At 68.6% G+C, this 1,607-nt stretch carries 1 protein-coding gene; it reads left to right on the forward strand.

Annotated features, from left to right (window positions below):
* Positions 1–716 precede the first annotated feature (716 nt).
* Positions 717–1,574: a rolling circle replication-associated protein gene (locus ACWCOM_RS18440; protein ID WP_454550193.1), complete on the forward strand. Its 858-nt coding sequence runs from the start codon at positions 717–719 to the stop codon at positions 1,572–1,574.
* Positions 1,575–1,607: the final 33 nt, after the last annotated feature.

The raw sequence follows: 1,607 nt of genomic DNA on the forward strand, positions 1-1,607 counted from the left end.
GGGCCTCCTGGCCGATCAGGGCTATGAGGTGCACCAGGTGCACGAGGTCGATGAGTCCACGGCCAGCCCGCTCGTGCTCCGGCTCGGCGCGTGACCGCCCGCGTCCATACATACGCTAATAACCTAGACACGCTCTGCCTGGTGACCCTTCCGCCGGCCTTTCTGGCACGGGAACGGGGGGTCACGATCTAGATGCCGGCACCCGGAGGCAGCCGGGCGGACCGCACGGCGCGCCAGCGCCGAGGACCGCACCGGAGGCGGCCGGGTGCCTGCTCTGGGCGGGTCTCCGCTCCGCTGTCTGAGGCTCTCGGTAGGTTCAGGAATGCGGACAGGGTGACGAAGAGTGGCGCCCGGTTCCCACCCCCTTAGAAAGCCCCCAGCCCGATGCTGGGGGCTTTCGTCATGCCAGGGTCCAGACGACACACCTCATGCATTGTGGGCGCCCGCGTGTCTCTTAGGGCCGTGCTCGGAGGGCCGCCAGGCCCGCAGAGTGCGGACCAGCCCCCCGGGAGGGCTACGGGCCCCGCGGGGCACCCGTGGCGCGCCGTCCCTTGACTAGTAGGTACATAACGGCACACACCCGCGTAGGGTGAGCCTTGTACGCACATGCAAAGACCCCCGCGAGGACGGCCATCCTCCGGGGGTCACGGTCAGCATCAGTCGGGAGTCGACACATGCCAACGGTCTCAGTGTATCCAGCTGGAGGCACTACGAACATGCCCCCGCGACACGTCAGCCAGCACGAACGTGCCAAGCGGGACGTCATTACCGGATGGTCCCCGGGCACGGTCCGGCGACAGACGAAATGGCTCTACTCGGTAGAGGCCGGGCAGCTCTCCGGACACGGCTACGCGCTCACGCTCACCATGCGTGACACACCTGCCGATCGCGACGCCCTCGACCGCGCCTTCCGCGCCCTCATGACGCGCTACAGCCGCACAGCTGGATTCGTCCGACTGCACTGGGTCATGGAGCTTCAGCGCCGGGGCACGCCGCACTATCACATGGCCGTCTACACGTCTGAGCCACTGCCTAGACGCGGCTGGGAGCTCGTGGAGCACTGGCTGGCCGTCGCGGAGCCCTGGCGGCCTTCCTGGGGCGCTCAGAAGGTCGAGCCGCTCGAGGACTCCAACGGGTGGCTCCGCTACCTCTCCAAGCACGCCAGCCGCTCTGTGGCGCACTATCAGCGCCAAGGTATGCCCCCGGGCTGGGACAAGACCGGGCGGCTCTGGGGTCACCGTGGCGCCTGGCCGACCGTCCCGGAGCCCATGCGCTTCACGCTGTCTCGGGAGGGCTGGTTCCGTTACCGGCGCCTGGTGCGCTCCTGGCGCCTCGCTGACGCTCGGACGGCTCGTGATGCCAAGACCCGCGCCCGGCGGATCAGCTCGGCACGCCGGATGCTCGCGGCCCCCTCTCGGGAGCGGGCTGAGGTGCGTGGCACCTCTGAGTGGATCCCTGAGCACGTGCAGATTGCGCTGCTGGGCCTCCTGGCCGATCAGGGCTATGAGGTGCACCAGGTGCACGAGGTCGATGAGTCCACGGCCAGCCCGCTCGTGCTCCGGCTCGGCGCGTGACCGCCCGCGTCCATACATACGCTAATAACCTAG

This window comes from Kocuria sp. KH4, from assembly GCF_053711175.1.

Bases quoted from the DNA above. Each gene is read 5' to 3' on its own strand.
- ACWCOM_RS18440 (WP_454550193.1), top strand. From the start codon at position 717: ATGCCCCCGCGACACGTCAGCCAGCACGAACGTGCCAAGCGGGACGTC.